General features: G+C 41.6%; 19 protein-coding genes, 1 pseudogene and 1 riboswitch. Of the genes and pseudogenes, 8 read left to right on the forward strand and 12 right to left on the reverse strand.

The features are described from left to right. Positions 1 to 243: 243 nt before the first annotated feature. From E2K52_RS06650 to E2K52_RS06680, 7 genes and pseudogenes are all read right to left on the reverse strand, one after another. Positions 244 to 911: pseudogene (locus tag E2K52_RS06650) on the reverse strand (IS30 family transposase); the annotation flags it as partial. Positions 912 to 1,359: 448 nt separating this feature from the next. Beyond that, a complete protein-coding gene (locus E2K52_RS06655) occupies positions 1,360 to 1,941 on the reverse strand; it encodes a lytic transglycosylase domain-containing protein (RefSeq protein WP_151204369.1) in 582 nt (193 codons plus the stop codon). Positions 1,942 to 2,199: 258 nt separating this feature from the next. Then, a complete protein-coding gene (locus E2K52_RS06660; protein WP_151204371.1) occupies positions 2,200 to 2,685 on the reverse strand; it encodes a GNAT family N-acetyltransferase in 486 nt (161 codons plus the stop codon). Between the two features lie 111 nt (positions 2,686 to 2,796). Beyond that, positions 2,797 to 3,996 (reverse strand): acyl-CoA dehydrogenase family protein, encoded by a 1,200-nt coding sequence (locus E2K52_RS06665; RefSeq protein WP_151204373.1) that lies wholly within the window; start codon positions 3,994 to 3,996, stop codon positions 2,797 to 2,799. Positions 3,997 to 4,018: 22 nt separating this feature from the next. After that, entirely contained in the window at positions 4,019 to 5,314 is a 1,296-nt protein-coding gene (locus E2K52_RS06670; protein ID WP_151204375.1) for an acyl-CoA dehydrogenase family protein, read from the reverse strand. A gap of 245 nt (positions 5,315 to 5,559) precedes the next feature. After that, positions 5,560 to 6,933, reverse strand: coding sequence for an ABC1 kinase family protein (locus E2K52_RS06675; protein WP_151204377.1), 1,374 nt, complete (start codon positions 6,931 to 6,933; stop codon positions 5,560 to 5,562). A 156-nt stretch (positions 6,934 to 7,089) separates the two neighbouring features. Continuing rightward, positions 7,090 to 7,398 (reverse strand): hypothetical protein, encoded by a 309-nt coding sequence (locus E2K52_RS06680; RefSeq protein ID WP_151204378.1) that lies wholly within the window; start codon positions 7,396 to 7,398, stop codon positions 7,090 to 7,092. 201 nt (positions 7,399 to 7,599) lie between these two features. Between E2K52_RS06680 and E2K52_RS06685 the strand changes: the two genes are divergently transcribed. The 6 genes from E2K52_RS06685 to E2K52_RS06710 all read left to right on the forward strand — a co-directional run bounded on the left by E2K52_RS06685 (position 7,600) and on the right by E2K52_RS06710 (position 13,352). Further along, positions 7,600 to 7,986 carry a lysozyme inhibitor LprI family protein gene (locus E2K52_RS06685; RefSeq protein ID WP_151204379.1) on the forward strand — a complete coding sequence of 129 codons (387 nt, stop codon included), beginning with the start codon at positions 7,600 to 7,602 and terminating at the stop codon, positions 7,984 to 7,986. A gap of 198 nt (positions 7,987 to 8,184) precedes the next feature. Then, positions 8,185 to 9,195: a 50S ribosomal protein L3 N(5)-glutamine methyltransferase gene (gene prmB / locus E2K52_RS06690; protein WP_151204380.1), complete on the forward strand. Its 1,011-nt coding sequence runs from the start codon at positions 8,185 to 8,187 to the stop codon at positions 9,193 to 9,195. A 13-nt stretch (positions 9,196 to 9,208) separates the two neighbouring features. Then, positions 9,209 to 10,303: a chorismate synthase gene (aroC, locus tag E2K52_RS06695; protein WP_151204381.1), complete on the forward strand. Its 1,095-nt coding sequence runs from the start codon at positions 9,209 to 9,211 to the stop codon at positions 10,301 to 10,303. A gap of 68 nt (positions 10,304 to 10,371) precedes the next feature. Further along, positions 10,372 to 10,584, forward strand: a complete 213-nt coding sequence (locus E2K52_RS06700) for a hypothetical protein (protein WP_151204382.1) — start codon at positions 10,372 to 10,374, stop codon at positions 10,582 to 10,584. 129 nt (positions 10,585 to 10,713) lie between these two features. Then, positions 10,714 to 11,622 (forward strand): AEC family transporter, encoded by a 909-nt coding sequence (locus E2K52_RS06705; RefSeq protein ID WP_151204383.1) that lies wholly within the window; start codon positions 10,714 to 10,716, stop codon positions 11,620 to 11,622. Positions 11,623 to 11,888: 266 nt separating this feature from the next. Continuing rightward, positions 11,889 to 11,976, forward strand: a riboswitch (glycine riboswitch). Positions 11,977 to 12,107: 131 nt separating this feature from the next. After that, positions 12,108 to 13,352, forward strand: coding sequence for a D-amino acid dehydrogenase (locus E2K52_RS06710; RefSeq protein ID WP_151204384.1), 1,245 nt, complete (start codon positions 12,108 to 12,110; stop codon positions 13,350 to 13,352). A gap of 118 nt (positions 13,353 to 13,470) precedes the next feature. Here E2K52_RS06710 and E2K52_RS06715 read toward each other — a convergent pair whose 3' ends face one another. Further along, positions 13,471 to 14,127 (reverse strand): hypothetical protein, encoded by a 657-nt coding sequence (locus E2K52_RS06715; RefSeq protein ID WP_151204385.1) that lies wholly within the window; start codon positions 14,125 to 14,127, stop codon positions 13,471 to 13,473. A 100-nt stretch (positions 14,128 to 14,227) separates the two neighbouring features. On the opposite strand from E2K52_RS06715, the gene ispF reads away from it, so the two are divergent. Next, entirely contained in the window at positions 14,228 to 14,716 is a 489-nt protein-coding gene (gene ispF, locus E2K52_RS06720; protein WP_151204386.1) for a 2-C-methyl-D-erythritol 2,4-cyclodiphosphate synthase, read from the forward strand. A 2-nt stretch (positions 14,717 to 14,718) separates the two neighbouring features. Here the strand turns inward: ispF and E2K52_RS06725 are convergent, their stop codons facing one another. The 3 genes from E2K52_RS06725 to E2K52_RS06735 form a co-directional block, all read right to left on the reverse strand. Further along, complete coding sequence (locus tag E2K52_RS06725; RefSeq protein WP_151204387.1) at positions 14,719 to 15,243, reverse strand: protein tyrosine phosphatase family protein; 525 nt, start codon at positions 15,241 to 15,243, stop codon at positions 14,719 to 14,721. Positions 15,244 to 15,306: 63 nt separating this feature from the next. After that, entirely contained in the window at positions 15,307 to 16,398 is a 1,092-nt protein-coding gene (locus tag E2K52_RS06730) for a 3-deoxy-7-phosphoheptulonate synthase (protein ID WP_151204388.1), read from the reverse strand. A gap of 127 nt (positions 16,399 to 16,525) precedes the next feature. Next, positions 16,526 to 17,416 (reverse strand): sulfite exporter TauE/SafE family protein, encoded by an 891-nt coding sequence (locus tag E2K52_RS06735; RefSeq protein WP_151204389.1) that lies wholly within the window; start codon positions 17,414 to 17,416, stop codon positions 16,526 to 16,528. 397 nt (positions 17,417 to 17,813) lie between these two features. Here E2K52_RS06735 and lpxB point away from each other — a divergent pair, with 397 nt between their 5' ends. Next, positions 17,814 to 18,986, forward strand: coding sequence for a lipid-A-disaccharide synthase (lpxB, locus tag E2K52_RS06740; RefSeq protein WP_151204390.1), 1,173 nt, complete (start codon positions 17,814 to 17,816; stop codon positions 18,984 to 18,986). Here lpxB and E2K52_RS06745 read toward each other — a convergent pair. After that, a complete protein-coding gene (locus E2K52_RS06745) occupies positions 18,975 to 19,925 on the reverse strand; it encodes an AraC family transcriptional regulator (protein ID WP_151204391.1) in 951 nt (316 codons plus the stop codon). The two genes, lpxB and E2K52_RS06745, sit on opposite strands and share 12 nt — an antisense overlap. Positions 19,926 to 19,972 lie beyond the last annotated feature (47 nt).

Consider the following 19,972-nt stretch of genomic DNA (forward strand, 5'->3'; position numbering starts at 1 on the left):
CGAACTCAGAAGTGAAACCTCTTTGCGCTGATGGTAGTGTGGGGTTACCCATGTGAGAGTAAGTCATCGCCAGCTCATTATTCAAAATCCCCCTGCTAAAAAGCAGGGGGATTTCTTTTTTATAAAAATAAAAGAAATAAAAGAATTACATCGTTATCTATATGAGTCATCCGCAGCACTCAACTAGAGATATAGTATTATATCTATCCAGACTAATTATCAGATACATCTGCTAGGGGAATATAGTGCAAATTCTATCTGCTCTATTTGTTGGTTTGACATGCCATTAAACGATGATGATTTTGGCAGATATTGTCTGATCAGACCATTCGTATTTTCTGAGTTCAACCAAAGTTAAGAATACTCCCTGATAATTCTTACCTATTACAGTATCACCTCCGAGGTCTCCTAAACATTGTCGTTGATCAACAACCTCATCTCGGCACTGAATGCTAGTTTTATCAAAAACTTATCCTCTAATATCGGTATTTCTATAGCCATGTTTACGATATTTTTTTGATATCTTAAATGAAGATGAAGTTTAGCGCCTTTTGATTTATTTTGATAAATGTACTGTTAAATCCACTCCTGTAAAGGTACATCTAATCAATCCCATTATGTTAAAGCACCTGAAATTTTTTCAGGTGACTAGTTTAAGCCAATCAAATAATCAACATAAGCGAAAGTAAACACAATTATTTGTGATGAAGGATGATACTGTCTTTGATTTGCAAATTTTGCTGCTTGTTGAGCTCTATATCCACATTGCCCAGTATTTCTTTTTAATTCAGGATAGATGGTTGATCGTGAACGTCCTAAGTCGAGCAAGCGTAGCGATTAAACTTTTACTTTTTAAAGTTGCATAAATTTCGTATCTTATCATCTTGATAAAGTTGAGTGCATTTCTTCATTGTGTGCTTTCCAATTGCGAGTTAAAAAAGTCTAATGATTCTATGAATGCCCCTAACTTTTTCAACAAACTACAAATGTGTCACACTTGTGACTTGAATCTGCATAGATTGAAAAATTTAAAAACTATAATTAACTCATCAATAAAAACCAAAATTGAGTTTGTAGTTGTAATACGGATAAGTAGTTGGAATTGATCTTCATCCAAATTAATGAAATTAATAATTTAAATTTATACAAGAGTTTGTTTTCTTTTAAAGAAAAGAAGTTATTATCAAGAGAGCTATTGTTGTTCTGGCTCGTATTAAACTGCTTAGGAATTTATCTTTCATTAAATATGCTTTGATTTTATTAAGTAGAGTTAAACTAACCATTACTCATTAATATTATTCAATATATTTTAAATGAAATAGCCTAAGCGGTTTTGGGTCAATTCGTTTTCTTTAGGGATTAAAGTGCACTTTTTAAAGCTTGTTTATGTTGTTTAACTTGCTTGGCATAGCGTTTACCTTGTTTTCTCATCTTACGATTATTTTCGTAATTTGAAGGCCCAACATTGTAATAAGCGAGTGCTTTTTCCCAGTCTCCTGCGGATTGATGGTATTTAGTTAATATATAAGATCCACATTGAATATTGTTATTTTCATTATATAAGTTGCCTGGACAAGTTTGCTGCCAGTAGTGTGGCATCACTTGCATGAGTCCTACTGCACCTGCAGGCGAGACTGCCTGGCTCCGGTATGTCGATTCCTGGCGAATTACAGCAGCAACTAAAAGTGGATCTAGCCCCTGACGTTCTGAATGTAACACGATCATGGGAGATACTCGCTCAGCAGTACTGGCAGGTGTTGAATAAGCAATCTGAATACCTTTTGATAATTTGGCAGCACGTTTTTCTATAGATCCGCCACCCAAGGATGAGCACCCAGTAAAAACTAAAGTAGTGAGTACAATAGAAGAAAGTTTAAATGAAGTCGAACGAGATAATGGAGATTTAAGATTAAAATCAGTGAAATAACGAGAAAAAAGCAAAACTTAAGTTCCATGCCTAAATTACACGTTTAAATGGTATGTAAGCAATCCATTCGAGTCAACCCGAGAAACAGCAAAAACTCTCTATTTTTAAATAGAGCTATAAAGCTTTAAACGACTGAATTGATAAAACTTATATTTTGCTTTCATTAGGCTACAATTTAAACAAGATCTTATTGATTTATATTTTTTAAATTGATATTGAAATCAATCAGTCTATACAAGTACTACCGCAATAAATAATGCAAATTACTTAATTTAAAGCTTTTTTAACATCCAGATTTCACAGGCTTCACTATGTCCAGTATTTCCTTTAGGGGAGTCTAAATGCTCAAACCCCAGTTTTTTATACAGTCTGACCGCCTGCCACAGTGCTTCAGTGGTTTCTAAATAGACTGAATTAATGTGATGTGTCTGTGCAAATTCAAATGCTAACTCTAAAATTTTTTTAGCTAATCCTTGCTGACGGATTTCAGGTAGAAAGTACATTTTTTGAATTTCTAAAATATTTGCATCACCTTGCAGTGGAGCAATTCCACCACCACCATAGATTATATTTTGTTTATCTATAATTACCCAATAAGCTGAATTGGATTGCTGATAAACTTGATAAAGTTTATCTAAAATAGAATCCCCTACAGCAAAACCGGATTCAGCTGCCAGTCCAAATTCTTGGGAAACACGACGAATAATGGCAGCAATTTGAGCATTATCTTCAGGTTGAATTAGGCGAATAGAATACATATAAATTTATTGAATGGTGAAATAAAAAATGATGAATTTTTATAGCCTTAAATGCTTAAAAAATCCACCATTTAATCAATTTAATTGTTTGATTTATCAGCAAAGTAAAAACTATTTTAATTCACTAGAGGATTTATTCAGTTCACGTCGGGCAATAATCAGTTGTTGAATCTGTTGAGTACCTTCAAAAATATCCAAGATTTTGGAATCACGTGCCCATTTTTCCAGAAGTTCGGTTTCATTGTAGCCTAATGTAGCTGCCAGCTCGACGCATTTTAAGGTGATTTCATTACCGATCCGGCCAGCTTTGGCCTTAGAAATTGAAGCTTCACGTGAATTAGGTTTGCGATTATCCGCCATCCAGGCAGCTTTTAACATCAATAAACGTGCTGCTTCCCATTCCGCTTCCATACGGTAAATCTGTGCAGCGATATTGGAACTTTGTAAATATGGCGTGCTGTAGTGGGCATCTAGTTCATCTTTGAAAATCTCTTTAATACGCTCCAGAGATGCTTTTGCGCAGCCAATTGCCATAGCAGCCACCAAAGGACGGGTATTGTCAAAAGTTTCCATTACTCCCGCAAAACCTTTGGCGACATCGATCTCCTCATGCCCTAACAGGTTGGCAGCTGGAACACGGCAGTCAATAAAACTAATTGCTGCGGTATCTGAAGCTTTAATACCCAGTTTATGTTCCAGACGCTCAATCTTCATGCCAGGCGTATTTTTAGCGACCACAAAAGATTTGATGGCAGCACGGCCCAGTTTTTTATTCAGAGTTGCCCAGACTACAACCGCATCGGCACGTTCTCCAGAAGTCACAAAAATTTTCTCGCCATTCAGAATATAGTCATCGCCATCTTTTGTAGCCGTAGTACGAATGGCTGCCGAGTCTGAGCCACAACCCGGTTCTGTAATTGCCATAGCCGCCCAAATTCCCTGAAAGCGCGGTAACTGTTCATCATTGGCAACTGCAGCAATTGCAGAGTTTCCTAAACCTTGACGTGGCATGGATAACAATAGACCAGTATCGCCATAACACATCTCGACAATACTGAGCGCTGTAGACATATTGACGCCATTTTTATTACTTTCATCGCTATCACCGCGCTTGTTCACCGCAGCACCGGCATTCATGCCTTCACTACCTTGATTCATGCCATCGACGACAGAAGCCAGCATGTCCAGCTCTTTGGGATAAGTATGTTCAATTTTGTCATATTTACGTGAAATAGGGCGGAGTACATTTACTGCAACTTCATGGGCTTGATCAATCAGCATTTTAAATTTTTTAGGATTTTGTAAGTTCATCTCTTTTTTCCCTTATTTTTGCTCACGCATGCAAACCAGAATGCAGGATGGCAGTTGCTCTTAAATCCCGATACCAGCGTTCGACCGGATGCTCCTTGGTAAAGCCGTGTCCTCCGAGAATCTGTACGCCATCTGTACCAATTTTCATAGATTTTTCTGCACACAGCAGGCGTGCCAGATAGGCTTCACGATGAAAACTCTGACCAGATTCAGCCAGGCTCCCAGCATTCAGGACCAGCATCTGCATGGCATCTATTTCAATTGCCATATCTGCAATCATAAAAGCCACGCTTTGACGATGTGAAATTGGCTCACCAAAGGCAGTCCGTTCATTGGCATACTGTATGCAGTATTTTTTCACGGCCTCACAAGTACCGACGGCCATCGCGCACCACATTAAATTGCCTAGGTCCACAAAAGCGGTGTAATGAAAATCTTCATCTCCTAAGCGCTGAGCTGGTGTGTTAGCAAATTTCAAGCTCACGGTTTGAGTGGCTTTTAGGCCCATGGCTGGAGATTTTTGTGCAGTAATGGTCTGGTTACGCTGTACAACAAAGACGTCGGCCGTTCCATTCAAACTGGCACTGACCAGATAGAGGTCAGCACTTTCTCCCAGAATGACCAGCGTCTTTTCCCCATTGATCAGATAATGATCCTGATGGGGGGTGGCTGTGGTCTTTAGCTGATATGGATTAAATGCGGCAGTTGCTTCCTGTACTGCAAAAGTGGCTTTTAGCTGAGGGTCTTCAGTAAAGGCAGAAAGATAATCTGTCTCGATCTGTTCCGAACCCCAGTGAGTAAGGGCATTGATGACACTAAAGGTAGATAGCAACCCGGCTGTCAAGCTGAAATCACCTTGGGCTAGACTTTGGGCAATCAGAACATTACTGACAATATTCTGCTCTGATGCCACACCACCTAAAGCTTCAGGAAGGGCATAAAAGTTGAGGCCTAAATCAGTTGAATATTGCCAGAGTTCCTTGGGAAAGTTTTCATGGTGATCTGCCTCATGTGCCAGAGGATAGAGCACTTCTCTGGCAAATTGCTGCATGGCATCACAGGTCATTTGCTGTTCTTGCGTCAAGTTCAAGTCAAATAGTGATTTGGACTGATGTGGGAGACGTTGCTTTTGGAGTGTTTGACCAGATTTTAGGATTTTTTGTGTCTGGCTGAGCGTCTTAAAGCCAGCCTTTGAGCTTTGATACAGAGATTTTTCTAAAAATTTTCGTAACCTGAATTGGTCAAGTAAATCGCTGCCAGCCACTTTGGTCAGAAGAGACAAGCCAAATCCTTGAGCTTTATTTACCATATTATTCATTCTGATTATCCTGTGGAATATATGTTGTTTCCTTAATGCTGACACGTAGTCGGAGAAAAAACCATGTCATCAATGACATGAAATATTGTCAATTTACAATCAAATTAAAATGATTAACTAAAGAATTAAATAGATGAAAACTAAGAGAAAAATAAAATATTTGAAATTTTGAATTTTATAATAATTGACCCGGATGACAGAATCATCCGGGTCTAGGCTTAAAGCTCAAAGCTGGTTTTAATACATCAGAGGTAATGTTTAATCATGCTGCGTACATTCGTTCTGGCATCAATCACGGTCATAAAAGTATAGGCACCAATGAATTTACGGCTAATAAACATAAATTCTTTGGGCGGGACACTGAAATAACGTGAAGCCATTGATTTTGAAGCTTGCTGCATCACACGGCTATGTAGCTGGCTTTTTTTCCAGTTATAGCGGTCATATTCATCCATGACTCCGCCAGGCAGGTCTTTATTATTAAGGGGTGAACTAAATGCTTCAGTGGCTAATAAAAAGACCTTGGCCATATCCGGTTTAATGCTATGCGGGATTGAGTCAAAGAATTCATAACCGGTCATTGCTTTCACCATCATATCCGCATCATGATGATAACCTGCCTGAATCAGGTTGCGCGCAACGTTTAGCAGGTGCTGGTCAAACTGACGAATTGCCCCAAAATCAAGCAGGACAATTTTGTCGCTAATATTTTCACCATTACCTAAGCGAACCAGGTAATTACCGAAGTTTGGATCGGTCTGCATCTCCCCCCATTCGAAAATTTCACGTACAGCAATTTCTAGAGATGCTTCACCAAGCTGGTTGCGGCGTTCCTGAGGCAGGGACAGCATAACGGGACTATTAATTGGCACACCACGTTCAAAGGTCATGCACAGCACACGGTCAGTACAGTATTGATCGATAATCGTAGGCACGATATAACGCGGATCTTCTTTTAAGCGAGCAGCAAAACGGCGCGTAGTGTCAGCTTCAATTTTATAATTGACCTCACGATGCATCATTTCACGGACTTCATCGAACCACTGGTCAAATTCACGTGTCTGAGGCACCATGCGGGTCAGCTTCAGCATGTTCCTGAACAGGCTCATGTCGGAATCGATCGCTTCAGCCACACCTGGATACTGAATTTTAAGGACCAATTCCATGCCATCTGATTTACGAATAGCACGGTGAACTTGGGCCAGAGAGGCGGTACCTAAAGGTTCATGATCCACGGTCAAATCATCTAGCTTTGAACCCAGCTGCTGTTGTAATTGAGCTTTAATTGCCGGCCATGCCAGGGCAACGGTCTGGTTATTCAGGGTATTGAGAGCCTGAGTAATTTCTTCTGGCAGAAAATGTTCGCCATAAAGCGCCATCATCTGGCCAATTTTGACGATTGAGCCTTTTAGTTTACCAATTTCTGCAACCAGATAATCAGCCTGTTCTTTCATAGCTTTTTTGCGTTTTCTTTCTTTTTCTTCCTCGCTAGAGAACATGGAACTCGCGCTCGATGCCGCCCAGCGCGTACCTGCCAGTAAGGATGCCTTTGCGATCGATAAGCGTCGATCCATTGAGGAAGTTTTCAGTTGTTTAAGCTTATCGTTCTGATCTGACATGTAAACTCAATCCTTTCATCAGCATAAAGCAAAATAAATCATTGTAGTGAATATTACCGTGTCTACAGATATTAAAACAGTTTGAGCCGTTGAATTCACAGTAAAACCTTAGCAAGATTTGGTCACTTACCAACTTAGACCAGTGTAGGACAGGTATTATGACATTTGAAATTGGATTTTTAATTCAGATCGTTGCTGTAAGTGTTGTTTATTTGTTTGAATGTGTTGATGAATCAGACCCTGCACTACTTCATGCATAAAGCCCAGTGCATAACCTTTTACAATAACAATACTGGGCAAGCTAAAGAACAGGTATTTGGCATCTTCCAAAGTTGCACTATCAAATACACCTTGCTGTATTAAAGTCGTTTGTAAAAATATCTTTTCTTGCTGCACCTGAATGGACAATTGATCATTCCAGTAATTTTGGCGCATTGCCATAAGATTATTGTGCTTATAGCTCATAAGGTCTGGGCTCGTTTGGACTTTATTGCCAGATGATATGGAGGCAGATTACAGATTTTCAAACCTTTAAATGTGACATCTTTTTAAGCGAAAAAACGATAGGATTTTAATAAGGACTGGGTTAGTATCGGGCAATAATTTATACAAGATTTATTGTTCAAGATTAATTTGAAACAGACCAGTTTGGCTAAAGGGGATATGATGCGTTTTGCATGTTTATTGGTTGCAGGTTGTTTGGGGGCATTGGGGCTACAGGTTCAGGCAGCAGAAGGTTATTCTAAGGCATATACTCAGTGTATGAACTTCAGTTATGGTAATACCGCGAAAGCAAAAAAATGTGTCAAAAAAGAATTAAAAGCGCAAAAAAAACGCTTAAAGAAGAACTATAAAACTTATTTGAAATTGAATTCGCCTTATCGAAATAATATCCGTACTCAGCATACGCTATGGGAGCGAAAAATGTCCCAGCAATGTAATCTGGGAATGACCGGGCAATATGCACAGATTCAACAAGGCCAATGCAGGCTAGCGCTGGTCGTGGATCAGGCCAATCTGTATCAATCCCGTTCTTATAGTAGAGGGCTTTAACAGGATTTTCAGGCCAATAAACCGGTCGAAGAGTTGTAGCCTGTATCAGAAACTAAAGGTTGAATGGATGTAAGGGCAGAAATCCGGCAGATTAACCAGCCATGGAGAATTCACGTTTTTCATGGTTTTGGCATTATAAAAGCCGTTAAAACAAGGTATCATAAAGCGTTTTAAAAAATGACCTTGGAGACGCCTTAAGTGGATCGACCGACTATTAGCCCTGAACATTTGCAGGAAGCCGCTGAAAATTTAACGACCATTCGTGACTTTGTTCGCTTTGGTGTTACAGCATTACGTCAATACGATGCGCATTTAGGCCAAGGTACAGAAGATTATTTTGCTGAAAGTTCAGCACTGGTATTACAAACCTTGTCGCTGGACTGGAATGCTGATCCAGAAATTCTGGATTCCAAACTGTTGCCAAGCGAAGTGGCTGAATTTCTCAGTCTCCTGGAACGCCGCATCAATGAAAGAGTGCCAACTTCTTATTTATTGAATCTGGCTTATTTCTTCGGCAAACCATTTTATGTCGATGAACGCGTCCTGATTCCACGTTCTCCGATTGTCGAGCTGATTGAAAACCGTTTTGCGCCCTATTGCCTGACTGAAAATGGTGAAAAGGGAGCAGCAGTAAATAACTTGCCAGAAAATCCGAATCCAAAAACACCGCAACGTATTCTGGACATGTGTACAGGTTCAGGCTGTATTGCGATTGCATTGGCTTATGCTTTCCCTGATTCAGAAGTAGATGCTACCGATATTTCCAAGGATGCTCTGGAGGTTGCACAGATCAACTGTGAACATCATAACAAGCAGTATCAGGTGGCACTGCTGGAGTCTGATCTGTTTGCGAAAATTCCTGCTGAAAATCAATATGATCTGATTGTGTCTAATCCACCGTATGTCGATGCAGAAGATATGGCTGATCTTCCAGATGAATTCCATCATGAGCCAGAACTGGCATTGGCAGCGGGTCAAGACGGTCTGGATCTGGTGCGTAAAATGCTGGCTCAAGCCGCCGATTATCTGACTGAAGATGGTCTGATCGTGATTGAAGTCGGAAATTCGGAATGGGCCATGCGTCAAAACTTTAATACAGTCGATTTTTACTGGCTACAATTTCAGCGCGGCGGTTCAGGTATTTTTGCACTGACAGCAGCACAATGCCGCCAATATCGCGATTTATTCATTCAATCTGTTCATTCATAAGGAGTCGTTGAACATGGCAGGTAATAGTATAGGGCAACTCTTCCGTGTAACGACTTGTGGTGAATCTCATGGTGTTGGCCTGATGGCCATTATTGATGGGGTTCCACCAGGAATTGAACTGTCTGAAGCTGATTTACAAAAGGATCTGGACCGCCGTAAGCCGGGGACTTCGAAATTTGCAACCCAGCGCAAAGAACCAGATGAAGTTGAGATTATTTCTGGGGTATTTGAGGGTAAAACGACTGGAACTTCTATCGGTCTGCTGATTCGTAATACTGACCAGAAATCTAAAGATTATGGCAATATTGCGCAAACTTTCCGACCTGGACATGCAGACTATACCTATACCCAGAAGTATGGTTTTCGTGATTATCGTGGTGGTGGCCGCTCTAGTGCGCGTGAAACTGCAATGCGTGTGGCGGCGGGTGCAATTGCCAAAAAATTTCTGTTTGAAAAATTCGGAATTGAAGTTCGTGGTCATGTGACGCAGATTGGCACTGAAAAAGCTGAAAAACTGGACTGGAATGAAGTGCCAAACAATCCGTTTTTTTGCGGTGATGTGGATGCCGTTCCGCGTTTTGAAGCCTTAGTCACATCTTTGCGTGAACAAGGCACCAGTTGCGGTGCGCGTCTTGAAATTATAGCTTCTGGAGTTCCGGTTGGTTGGGGGGAGCCGGTTTTTGACCGTCTTGATGCGGATATTGCTCATGCAATGATGTCGATTAATGCCGTCAAAGGTGTGGAAATTGGTGACGGTTTTGGTGTGGCTGAGCAGTTTGGGCATGAAACCCGTGATGAACTGACAGCTGACGGTTTCCTTGCTAATCATGCTGGGGGAATTTTAGGCGGTATTTCCAGTGGTCAGGACATTCGTGTTTCGATTGCGCTGAAACCCACTGCGTCAATTACCACGCCAGGTAAAACCATTACCATTAACCGTGAAGATACAGATGTACTGACCAAAGGCCGTCATGATCCTTGCGTAGGTGTGCGTGCAACACCGATTGCTGAAGCGATGCTGGCGATAGTACTCATGGACCACTTCATGCGTCATCGTGCGCAAAATGCCGATGTGGTGGCACCATTTTCACCAATCGAACCAAAATAATCTGCTTTTCATCTTCAGTAAATATAATTAAAGTCAGACTCCGGTCTGACTTTTTTATATTGAAAATAATGCAAAAGAAGAATATACGTTTAGTGACTAGCGCAGATATTTCTGAGCTGAGTCTATTGATAAATACTGCTTACCGCGGTCAGGGTGGTTGGACTACTGAATCAGGCATTATTCAGGTCACTGAAAAAACTGAAGCATATCCAATAGATCAACAGGTTGGGAAGCCGTTGGTTCAAGTGCACTTGGTGGTTTTAGAAAAATTACTAGAATAAATGACGAGCTAATAAAAATTCACGTTTTTTCTATTTGAATTAAATGGTGATTCAGCGGCTTCATATGCTAAGTTTTGTTTACTGTCTCAAGATAAGGGATCAATAGACAGATACCGATCAGGATAGGCCATGCTGCATATTATTTTAACTTCTTTATTTCCTCTCATCGGGCTGATCAGTTTTGGTTATCTGCTGAAGCGTACTCAATGGTTGAGTGAAGATTTTTGGCGGGGTGCAGAAAAGTTAAATTATTATGTGTTATTTCCTGTAATGCTGTTCTTAAATCTGGCTGCCGCAAAGATTAAGATAGAGGTTATTCAGGATGTGGCTCTGGTGATTTTTAGCCTCGTGACTGTGGTCAATATTGCATTATATATTTTGCGACAGATTTACCAGATTGGTTATGCACGTTTCGGGGTCTATGTTCAGAGCTTGCTACGTTTTAATACCTATATTGGCCTCGCAGCAGTCAACGCTTTGTTTCAGCAGCAGGGGATGACTATTTTTGCCGTCGTGATGGTATTGTGTATTCCGCTGGTGAATGTCCTGTCCGTACTGGCATTTACTCGTAGCCATGACATGCAGATCAGCAAAATCCTGATAGATCTGTTAAAAAATCCACTAATATTGGGCTGTATTGCTGGGGGACTATTTAACTTTTCAGGCTGGTCACTCTGGCCAGGTCTGGAACTGTTTTTAAAGCAGCTTGCCTTATGCAGTTTACCCTTAGGTCTGATGTGTGTGGGGGCTGCCTTACAATTCCAAGGACTTCAACGGGATATTCTACCGCTTAGTTTATCTACATTTGGACGCCTATTGGGCATGCCGCTGGCTGCATTTTTTATTTGTCAATTATTTGAAATTGATAGCTTAACTACTCAGGTATTGGTTCTGTTTTTTGCCTTACCGACTGCTTCAGCCTCTTATGTACTAACTCGGGTTTATGGCGGGGACAGTCAGCTGATGGCCAGTATAATCAGTGTACAGACGGTGGTGGCGGCCGGTTCTTTAATGCTAGTGCTTTCCTGGCTGATTTAACTTCAGAATCTTAAAGCCATATCACTGTATTTTTAACTTATTAAATAGCCTAAGCAAATAGCAGCTATTCTTTTTATTTTAGTGACCTTTTATAAATTCAGAAAATCTAATACTGATTGATAGAAAAAACTCAAATTCTTTCATCCACTCAATGTTTTTTATTGAATATCTGACACAGATACATCACGCTTTCCATCACGTGAATTAACATAAATAAAAATTCTCTTTTTCTATAAAATGATACATATATTGCTCAAGATAATAAAAATATTATTGCAGGAGAGAAATGCTGCTGCATTCGCCGAAGGAGCAAGCTCCCAGAATACTCTCAGGCAAAAGGACTGCAATAATATAAAAACTCTGGAGAGAAGTGTTTAATCACTCACCGAACGAAGGGGGGAAGGCTGCTCTGAGTGCTATACAGTGACCGAAGCTCTCAGGTATACCTGACAGATAGGAAGACATCATAAAGCAAGGAGGTGCCTATGCGTCATGTGGTCGTAATTGGAGCAGGCATTACTGGTATAATCACAGCCTACGAACTGGCTTTACTCGGGTATCAGGTCACTGTGCTTGATCGTCATCTTTATCCGGCAATGGAAACATCCTTCGCCAATGGCGGTCAGCTCTCCGCTTGTAATGCAGAAGTCTGGAACCAGAAAGCGACTGTGCTGAAAGGCATTAAATGGATGTCACAAAAAACAGCTCCCTTACTTCTAAATCCTTCTTTTAGCCTGCATAAATACAGCTGGCTGATGGAATTTTTGGGGAATATCAAAAACTATGAAGCCAATACCCGGGAAACGGTCAAATTGGCTCTACTGGCAAGAAAGCGTCTGTTTGAGATTGCCGAAATCGAGCAAATCGACTTTGATCTGGAAAAGCGCAGGATTCTACATTTTTACCATAATAAAGCCGATTATGATGTGGCGATTCGAGTGAATGACCTGCTGTGTAGCGGAGGTCTGGAACGTAATGCGATTAGCAATGAAGAAATCAAGCAGATTGAGCCTGCATTAACGGGAAATTACTATGCCGGTTTCTACAGTCAGAATGATGCATCAGGGGATATTCATAAATTCAGTACAGGTCTTGCCAAAGTCTGTATGCAAAAAGGAGTGAGGTTTGAATTTGGTCAAGATGTGTTTGCAATAGCGTATCAGCTACAGCATGTCACCTTGAAGTACCGGCCAAGTACTGAAAATGTACATGCAAATCGTAATGAGATTGTAGAGATAAAGGCAGATGCGATTGTGGTCTGTGCAGGGGTAGGTAGTTATCAACTGGCTAATCTGCTTGGTGAGCGGGTCAATATCTATCCGGTCAAAGGTTATTCAATTACAGTACAGTTAAATGATCAGCAAAGTCAGCACAACGCACCTTGGGTCAGTCTGCTGGATGAAAGTGCCAAAATTGTTTTATCGCGTTTAGGCCCAGAGCGCCTGCGTGTTGCAGGAACAGCTGAATTTAATGGTTATAACCGGGATATTCGTGCAGACCGCATTCAGCCTTTGATCGATTGGACACAGCGTAATTTAAATTTGTGTACCGAGCATGTTCTTCCTTGGGCAGGGCTGCGTCCTATGATGCCGGATATGATGCCTGTGGTACGTCAGGGTAAACGGGAAAGGATATTTTATAATACTGGTCATGGTCATTTGGGCTGGACCCTGTCAGCTGCAACAGCGGCTATGATTAGTCAACAGATTCTCCGGCAGTATCCTGCCTAAAAAGGCTTAACCCGCTTCAGTGCCTTTAAAATAAGAAAGTGTTAGTGGGTAGAAAATTAATTGTCTAATTTACTGAAATATAATTAAATATTGTATAGAAATAATCGGTTTTAGTTATTTAGTCATACAGACGGTATATTCCATTAAAGCGTTCACAGCCTTTTTGTGGACTACTGACTTTCAAGATGGCTTTGTCATAGCGAAACTGATATTTGCAATCATGTTCATTGTCAAAAATCTGGGTTTTCGTGTCTGGTGTGCTATAGGCCAAAAAAGGAACAGTCTGTGTTTCAGGGCGGTTATTTGGACTACGATAGGCGATTCCTTCAATCTTGATGCGGTCTTTGCTCAGTTGGTGGATTTTGAGATGTACGGGCTGTTTGGCCATGTATCCATTTTCAAATTTCAGATAATGCTGGGTAAGGCTCTGGTTAAGAGAAATATAAATATTTAAGTCATCCAGACGCAGCTCAAACTGCTGCTTGAAACAGTCCAAGGTTTTGCATTGCTGTATGCGTTTTGCCCATAACTGATGCGTATCTTTAAGTAAATACAGCGGCGCATCGGTAATTAAAAAAGCGGTCAGATATTGATTGGCCAGTTTTTCCCGAGGCTCATCCAGATCTGACGAACACATTTTTTTTATCGCGGCATTATTATTACTTTGCTTCACGCAATCCGGTAATTCTGCATGGCCGCTGGTCGTCGCCAGCATTGCTGTGCCGAAACATAGACCGATTATTTTCATCATATTTAGATCAGTTTTCAGTAGCATGATCGCTTATACTTTCACTGTGTTACGCTTGGTCTAACTATAGCGAAATAGAAACGTAGTATACAAGATTTCAATTGGTTATTTCTAAAGGATAAAAGCAGTGGTTGCACAAATTCGTATTGGTCAGGGTCTGGATATACACGCATTTGAGGAAGGGGATTTTGTGACCTTGGCGGGTATCCAGATTCCGCATACGCATGGCTTAAAGGCCCATTCTGATGGTGATGTGATTCTGCATGCATTGAGTGATGCCTTACTCGGGGCATTGGCACTGGGGGATATTGGTCAGCATTTTCCAGATACCGATCCGCAACTCAAAGGAGCGGACAGCAAGGTGTTATTAAAACATGTCTATCAGTTGATTCTGGACCGGGGTTATATACTGAATAATGCAGACATCACGGTTGCCTGTGAACGTCCAAAACTGGCCAAACATAATCTGGAAATGCGTCAGAGCATTGCCGATGTGTTGAATGTGGAGGTGACTCAAATCAGTATTAAAGCCACCACTACTGAAAAATTAGGCTTTACCGGACGTCAGGAAGGTATCCTGGCCACGGCGACTGTCCTGGTTAGTCATCATAAATAACATCAAACAAAGTGATGTGGATGAATCAAGGACAATTCCAGTTCATGGGTTGCTTTACGGCCTTGAAGTTGTAGGGCAACTGCGTGCATGAGTCCGGTCCAGGTTTCATTGGGTTCCCAGATTTCATGCAAATATTCCTGGGCAGCTGGCATATCTATATTCATTGAGTATTGACGGTATAGATACATCAGGCAGCTGACATGATAATTCTTTGAGCAATGTACCCAGACCATGTGCTGTTTTACCAGATGATCAATCAGATCAAGTACTAACAGACATTGATCGTCAGAAGGTCTTTCCCAGGAAATGGGCAGCTGGATATAGTTCAAACCCAGATCAAGGCAAATTTTATCTTCATGTAATAAATGTTGGACGCTGTCGGTCAAAGCCACATTAATAACAGTGGATACGCCGTATTCTTTCATCAGTTTTAGCTGTTCGGCAGTCGGTTGGCCCGAGCTGAACAGATGCTCATGGATGAACTGAAAGTTTTCAATTTGGCTGAGCGCAGTTTCAATGTCATTCATTAGATAAAATTTTCCTTGTGCAGAAAAAAAACGCCATCTTAGCGATGGCGTTTGTCAGATCGTTTAACGGTTCGGTAAAACGTCTTTTAATGCCTCATGCATGTCGAGTAATACTTTTTCTGTAGTATCCCAGTCGATACAGCCATCAGTTACTGATTTACCATATTCCAAATCGGCCAGATTGGCTGGAATATCCTGACGACCCCCTTTCAGGTGACTTTCTACCATAATACCAACAATTGACTTGTTTCCATCAAGAATTTGTTCGGTAATGTTTTTTAAGACCAGAGGTTGTAAGAACGGATCTTTATTCGAGTTGGCATGGCTGGCATCAATCATGATCTTGCTACTGACTTTGGCTTTGGCCAAAGCAGCTTCAGCATCAGCAACCGAGCCGGCGTCATAGTTCGGTTTGCCATTACCACCACGGAGTACCACATGTGCATATGGGTTACCTGAGGTGCGAATTACAGCAACCTGTCCCTGATCATTCAAACCGAGGAAGCTATGGCCATGTTTAACTGATTGCATGGCATTGGTTGCAACTGTTAAACCGCCATCAGTACCATTTTTAAAGCCTACTGGTGAAGACAGGCCGGAAGACATTTCACGGTGAGTTTGGCTCTCGGTGGTACGCGCACCAATCGCTGACCATGAAATTAGATCCTGATAATATTGCGGAGAGTTTGGATCCAGGGCTTCGGTTGCACATGGCAGGCCCATTTCATTGAGTTCCGTTAACAGTTTACGACCGATACGCAGACCTTTTTCAATATTGAAAGAGTCATTCATATCCGGGTCATTGATCAGACCTTTCCAGCCCACAGTCGTACGTGGCTTTTCAAAATAAACACGCATCACGATATACAGCGTATCTTTGACTTTCTCGCTCAATACTTTCAGGCGTTCAGCATATTCGTGTGCAGCAGCCGGATCATGGATAGAACATGGACCAATGACCACAAATAGACGTTTATCCTGACCATCTAGAATATTGCGAATCGTTTCACGACCATGCAGTACGGTTTGATAAGCAGTTTCAGTCAATGGTAATTCTGTTTTTAACTGAGCAGGCGTTACCAGAGGAATCATGCTTTGGATATTCACGTCATCAATATCTGATGCTGAAATAGGTTTTGACTGTAGTGTATTCATTGCCGTCACTGGTTTGATCATACAAAAGGTTGTTTAATAGCCTGAATATAACATGAATGATGCGTCACTTTGTTATAAAAAAGATGAATATTTCTTTGAAAAAAAATTGATGAATCGGATAGTTAGTTTAAACAGGCTGTATTTTGTCGGGTTGAAGTATCACTGCGGATTCAACAGGTTGCACAGGTTTAGATTTCACCGGATTAAGCATGAAATTGATACCAAGAGCAAACAGGGTGATTCCCAGAATCTTGCGGATCAGTTTTTCCGGCATACGTGAGCTGAGTAAAGTACCGATCACAATCGCCGGAATAGAACCGACAAGCAACCATCCCAACAGATAAAAGTCTACATTACCTGAACTCATATGGCCAAGGCCTGCGACTAAAGTCAGTAATACCGCATGTACCACGTCAGAACCAATAATACGGATCATGGGTAAATTGGGAAACATCAAGACCAGTGCCATAATTCCAAATGCGCCAGCACCTACCGAGGAAAGAGTGACAAACACGCCCAGTATAATCCCCATAATCATGATCAAGACACGTTTATCATTGGCTTGCAGTTTGACATGCTCCAGTTCTTGGGTCATATCTGGAAATGCCTGTTTACGGTATGTATTAAATAGAGCTTCAATCTGGCTACGAAATACAATCGAGGTGCCGGTCAGGGTGAGCATGAAACCCAAAACCATTGTCAGTACTAATTTGTAGTGAGCCGATTGGCTTAGGTAATTATCCAGTACCCAATGCGTGGCAAAAGAAGCCGGAATACTGCCTACAGCCAGCCAGATAACGATTGGCCACACAATATTCATTTTTTTGGCATGAACAAAAGAACCGCAAAATTTGGAAATGGCAGCATAGAGCAGGTCCGTCCCAATGGCGATATGCGGCTCAATCCGGAACAGGCCAATCAGGATTGGAGTCATCAGCGAGCCACCACCTACACCAGTAATGCCTACACAAAAACCCACCAGAACGCCTGCCAGAATAAATTCAATTGGACCAAACATGCATGTATGCCAAAATAAAAAACGAGCTTATCTTATGGTCTTTAAGCTTAAATTGTTGTCTTTATTGATGATTTACTTATTCTAAAAAAAGATAAAGATTTTATTGACTAAAGGTTCATTCTTAATATTCAAGTGACTAGTTCAATCTTACCAATGCAGTTTTAACAAATCTACATGCTGTTTTAGGATTAGGCGGTTTTCTTCAATACTTTTTAATACCTGAGCATTTTATCTTTGATCTTTTAGATAAGGAGTTCACTGCTTAAGATTACTTTCACCGCATCATTTTCTTTTATTTCGGCGGCGGGGTTCGCTGGATATTGCTTACTCAGGATTAAATTATGGATTATGTTAGAATCCTGTAGGGCTGACATTTAACACATTTGAGGGAATACACTTGCAAAAACGGAAACTTAAAATCGGAATCGTGGTGGGAGAGGTATCGGGAGATACGCTTGGTGCAAAGCTCATCCGTAGTTTTCGAGAGCAGGGTATTGATGTGGAATTTGAAGGGATTGGCGGGCCGCAAATGTTGGCCGAAGGCTTTAAGAGCTATTATCCAATTGATATTCTGTCAGTCATGGGAATAGTTGAAGTTCTCAAAGATATTAAAAAGCTGTTTGCCGTCCGTGATGGTCTGGTGGACATTTGGAGTAAAGATCCGGTCGATATTTTTATTGGTATTGATGCGCCTGATTTTAACCTGCGTCTTTCTAAAAGCCTGAAGCAGAAGCAGTTACCGATTAAAACCGTGCAATATGTCAGCCCCTCGGTGTGGGCATGGCGTCAGGGACGTGTGCATGGAATCAAAGCCAGTATTGATCTGGTCTTGTGTTTATTTCCTTTTGAAAAAGTGTTCTTTAAAAAGTGGGATATTCCAGCGGCCTTTGTCGGCCATCCACTGGCAGGTCAGTTGCCGCTAAAAAATGATCTGACCGAAGCTCAGACAGAACTGGGGCTGGATCCGGCATTGAAATACATCGCCTTGCTGCCAGGAAGCCGTCGGGGAGAGATTGAGCGTTTAGGGCCATTGGTCCTGGATGCAGCCAACCTTTTACACCAGAAACATCTCGATTATATTTTCCTGGTTCCTGCAATTAATGAGGCGCGCAAACAGCAAATTGAAAGTTTGTTGGTGCAATATCCGGCCAGTTTAACAGCGCGGGTACGACTCATAGAAAATAGCGGTCGCGAGTCAAAGATTGGCCGTCAAGTGATGAATGCCTCGAATATTATTGCCTTGGCTTCCGGGACCGCAACGCTGGAGGCGATGCTATTGCATCGACCAATGGTGACCTTCTATAAACTGCATTGGCTGACTTATCGAATTGCCAAACTGTTGGTGAAAATTCCTTATTTCTCATTGCCAAATATTATTGCGGGCAAAAAAGTCATTCAGGAACTCATCCAGTCTGAAGCAACCCCAGAAAAGCTGGCGACCGAAATTGAAAAGCTGATGAGTATTGAAGTGGCTCAGATTCAGGTTATGCAGCACATCACTATGCACAAGCAGTTGCTATCCAGTAATAGTGAAGATCCTGTTAAGGCAATACTAGACTTAGTCCAATAATCGAACTTTAGTGCCCTGGCAATTGGAGCGATAGCGGGTTGGCGTTTGTTCAAACTGTTTTTTAAAGCTTTGACTAAACGCCGTCTCAGATGAATAGCCCACCAGATAGGCAATTCGCTGGATGCTAAATCCGCTATTTCTTAAATATTGGGCAGCTAGGCGCAGACGGTGCTGTTGCAGATAGGCCAGAGGCGGTTCACCCACGACCTGAGTAAATAGTTGGGCAAATTTGGATCTGGACATGTGACATTGTCCGGCCAGACTTTCAACGGTCCAAGGTAGTTCCGGTTTGCCATGAATAACTGCCAGTGCATTCGACAGTTCAGGATGTGAAAGGGCATTCAGCCAGCTTGAAGCATCTTCCAGATTCAGAATATGATCACGGACACATTCAATCAGTAAGATACTGACCAGATGGTCCAAAATTTTATCACGTCCCGGACGCTGCTGCTGGGTTTCTTGGGCCAGAAACTGTAGGCCGATTTGTAGCCATTCCGGGGCCGTATCACCCAGAATATGCTGAATATGCAGATGCTTGGGTAAGGCACTGAGCAAAGGTTTAGCCATCTGAATATCCATACTTGAGCGAATGGCCAATATAAAACTGTGTTCTGCCGATTGATCCGGATTGAGATCTACACATTGCTGCGAATGGGTCGGAAAAAACGGATTAATCGGAAGATATTCAGAGAAATCGGTGCTGTCCGGGCAAGACAGGCGGTGTGCAGTGCCCGCGGGTAATAACACCAGATCGCCTTGTTGCAGCTCAAGCAGACTGCCGTCCATGAATTTTAATTGTGCCTGGCCGTGTAACAGTACATAAGCCAGCATGGATGGTTGATGCTGATAGGTAAAGCCACCTGGATGAAAGACCTTAATATAAAGGTATTCTGATTTCTCCAAATAAATATCATCAAAAATTTTACTTAAAGCATCCATGCCTAACTCGATGTGACTATTTTAGTCAGTTTATTTCAAATGATCTG

Source organism: Acinetobacter sp. RF14B (assembly GCF_006864105.1).
Taxonomy (GTDB): Bacteria; Pseudomonadota; Gammaproteobacteria; order Pseudomonadales; family Moraxellaceae; genus Acinetobacter; species Acinetobacter lwoffii_C.

What these genes read in the sequence shown, in the direction of transcription:
- E2K52_RS06660 (WP_151204371.1), bottom strand. Translation starts at nt 2,685, where the DNA reads ATGTATTCTATTCGCCTAATTCAACCTGAAGATAATGCTCAAATTGCT.
- E2K52_RS06665 (WP_151204373.1), bottom strand. Translation starts at nt 3,996, where the DNA reads ATGAACTTACAAAATCCTAAAAAATTTAAAATGCTGATTGATCAAGCC.
- E2K52_RS06670 (WP_151204375.1), bottom strand. Translation starts at nt 5,314, where the DNA reads ATGAATAATATGGTAAATAAAGCTCAAGGATTTGGCTTGTCTCTTCTG.
- E2K52_RS06675 (WP_151204377.1), bottom strand. Translation starts at nt 6,933, where the DNA reads ATGTCAGATCAGAACGATAAGCTTAAACAACTGAAAACTTCCTCAATG.
- E2K52_RS06680 (WP_151204378.1), bottom strand. Translation starts at nt 7,398, where the DNA reads ATGAGCTATAAGCACAATAATCTTATGGCAATGCGCCAAAATTACTGG.
- E2K52_RS06685 (WP_151204379.1), top strand. Translation starts at nt 7,600, where the DNA reads ATGCGTTTTGCATGTTTATTGGTTGCAGGTTGTTTGGGGGCATTGGGG.
- aroC (WP_151204381.1), top strand. Translation starts at nt 9,209, where the DNA reads ATGGCAGGTAATAGTATAGGGCAACTCTTCCGTGTAACGACTTGTGGT.
- E2K52_RS06700 (WP_151204382.1), top strand. Translation starts at nt 10,372, where the DNA reads ATGCAAAAGAAGAATATACGTTTAGTGACTAGCGCAGATATTTCTGAG.
- E2K52_RS06705 (WP_151204383.1), top strand. Translation starts at nt 10,714, where the DNA reads ATGCTGCATATTATTTTAACTTCTTTATTTCCTCTCATCGGGCTGATC.
- E2K52_RS06710 (WP_151204384.1), top strand. Translation starts at nt 12,108, where the DNA reads ATGCGTCATGTGGTCGTAATTGGAGCAGGCATTACTGGTATAATCACA.
- E2K52_RS06715 (WP_151204385.1), bottom strand. Translation starts at nt 14,127, where the DNA reads ATGCTACTGAAAACTGATCTAAATATGATGAAAATAATCGGTCTATGT.
- E2K52_RS06725 (WP_151204387.1), bottom strand. Translation starts at nt 15,243, where the DNA reads ATGAATGACATTGAAACTGCGCTCAGCCAAATTGAAAACTTTCAGTTC.
- E2K52_RS06730 (WP_151204388.1), bottom strand. Translation starts at nt 16,398, where the DNA reads ATGAATACACTACAGTCAAAACCTATTTCAGCATCAGATATTGATGAC.
- E2K52_RS06735 (WP_151204389.1), bottom strand. Translation starts at nt 17,416, where the DNA reads ATGTTTGGTCCAATTGAATTTATTCTGGCAGGCGTTCTGGTGGGTTTT.
- E2K52_RS06745 (WP_151204391.1), bottom strand. Translation starts at nt 19,925, where the DNA reads ATGGATGCTTTAAGTAAAATTTTTGATGATATTTATTTGGAGAAATCA.